Source organism: Henriciella sp., from assembly GCF_049649345.1.
GTDB lineage: Bacteria > Pseudomonadota > Alphaproteobacteria > Caulobacterales > Hyphomonadaceae > Henriciella.
On sequence record NZ_JBARZC010000344.1, the window covers coordinates 1 to 2091 of the forward strand.

The following is a 2091-nucleotide window of genomic DNA, read 5'->3' on the forward strand; positions in this document are numbered from 1 at the left end:
CCATTTCACCGGCCGGGGCAGGGATCGATTCAAGATTTATCTCGGCCTTGCGCAGCGCGCGTTCAGCCAGCGCTTTCCAGCGTTCGGGACGGATCCATTCGGCATAGTCGGCGCGGCCACCTGCACCTGCTGAAGCCGATTCGCGGCGCCCATCCTTTTCGAGCGTCACTGAAATGTTGAGCCGCACGAGCGGGCGCACATCGTGGAATGCATCGCCGCCCGGTCTCAGAACATCGATTTCTTCATGGCTTCCGGCGAGCGATACCGACACCTGCACCACTTTCGGGTCCCGAGCGCGCACCCATGCATCGATTTCCGCGAGCAGGTCGGTCTTGACCGAAAAGCCAGGGGTTTCTGTTGGGTCGATGGGGGCGTAGAGGCGGCGATTGACCGGCTGCGGGCTTAAATCAAGTGACCCCTGATAGCCGCGCTTGGCCGCCGAAGCGGTAGAGGCGGCGCGCCTGATGGCGTCGATGGTCAGTTCACCGGAATGGGCATTGCCGCTCGTCTCGCCCGCCACAACGCGCAGGCCAAACCCCTGCGCGGTATCGAAGGCGGCAGATTTGAGACGGCCGTCATCGAATAGGAAGCTCTCTGAGCGCGATTGCTGGATATAGATGTCGCCATCATCGGCGCCTTTGCAGGCGTTAGCGAGAATGTCGGTTGCCGCGTGACGGTCAAAAGGGAGTTCTGTCGTAGCCATGACTGAAACAATGGGCGCTCGCGCCAGCGACTGCAAGCGCCCAGTCTCAGCGTTTATTGCTCGACGGTAAAACGACGAAGCTGGCGCTCGGCCAGGTCCCAGTCAGGCTTGAGCTCAAGTGCTTTCTGGAAGTCGTAATAGGCGCCCGCAACATCGCCCGTATTCTCGCGGGCAATGGCGCGGTTATAATAGGCGGCGAAGATGTCTGTCGATTCGAGCTCGATCGCCCTGTTGAGCGGCTGAAGCGCCGAATCGAAGTCTTTCTGGTAGATGTGAGCGGCGCCTTCATTAAGATAGGCTGCGCCAAGATCGGGCACGATGGCGACGGCGCGGGAATAGTCTTCCAGCGCGTTCTCATAGTCCCCTTCGCGCATCCGGATGACGCCGCGATTGACGTAAGTTGCCGCGCGGTTTTCACGCGACATGGTTTCTTCACGCAAAGCGCGCGAGCAGGTTTCCTCTGCGAGTCTGAACACGTATTTTCCGCTCTTGGCTTCATCGAAGCACTCGCGCGCCAGACCGCCGCCGACGACGAAGACTTGAGCAGCTGCCGTCGCTGCCAGTGTCGCGGCAAGGCCAATCACGGTTCCCAGGCGATACAACATCAGGGTCTCTCCATATCTAGATGCTCTGAAGGTACTCCTTTTCAGGGGAGAAGCGAACGGGCTGCGACAAATTTGATATCACTGATGGCTTGGGTGGACGGCTCAATCGAGTGTAGTTATGGCAGGGCACGAAGTTTTACCAAGGAGTCGGGCTGTGCGTTTTCTGATCGCTCTTCTATCGATTTTACCTTTTAGCGTTGTTGCGCAGGCTGCCCAGCCGGAACCGGGCGCGATGGGGTTCCAGCCTGCGGTAACCCGCATCGCGGAGCGCATCGACAATTTCCACTTCGGGCTTTTGGTCATCATCACGCTGATTACGCTGTTTGTCCTGGCGCTGCTGATCTGGGTCGCGGTGCGTTATAATCGCCGGTCGCACCCGGTCGCGAAGAAGTTCAGCCACAACACCGCCGTCGAGATTGTCTGGACCGTGGTTCCAGTGATCATTCTTGTCATCATTGCGGGGCCATCTTTCTCCAACCTTTTCTACCAGGAAAATGAGCCTGATCTGGAAGAAATTGCTCAGGTTGAGAGCGACAATCCGAATATCTATCCGGAGGCCGCAGCGGCGGGCTGGATCACTGTCAAAGCGCAGGGGAATCAGTGGAACTGGACGTATTCCTTTCCCGATGAACTGGACGAGGGCGGATACCCCGTAGAGTTCGTTTCCAACCCGCTCCAGCGCGGGCTGAGTTCTGACCGTGGCAGCGAAATAAATGGCCCGCGCAATCTGGCGACGGACTACCCGCTTGTGCTGCCGGTCAACCGGTATATCCGCTATCAGAC

Annotated in this window: 3 protein-coding genes; 1 reads left to right on the forward strand and 2 read right to left on the reverse strand. The window is 58.6% G+C overall.

All coding sequences use genetic code 11. The features are described from left to right. Together WA989_RS09390 and WA989_RS09395 are read right to left on the reverse strand one after the other, a co-directional pair. A partial coding sequence (locus WA989_RS09390) for a PmbA/TldA family metallopeptidase (RefSeq protein ID WP_424340240.1) occupies positions 1-703 on the reverse strand: 703 nt, incomplete at its 3' end. A gap of 53 nt (positions 704-756) precedes the next feature. Next, entirely contained in the window at positions 757-1308 is a 552-nt protein-coding gene (locus tag WA989_RS09395; protein ID WP_424340241.1) for a tetratricopeptide repeat protein, read from the reverse strand. Positions 1309-1462: 154 nt separating this feature from the next. Between WA989_RS09395 and WA989_RS09400 the strand changes: the two genes are divergently transcribed. Then, the coding region (locus WA989_RS09400) for a cytochrome c oxidase subunit II transmembrane domain-containing protein (protein ID WP_424340242.1) at positions 1463-2091 on the forward strand (629 nt) is incomplete at its 3' end.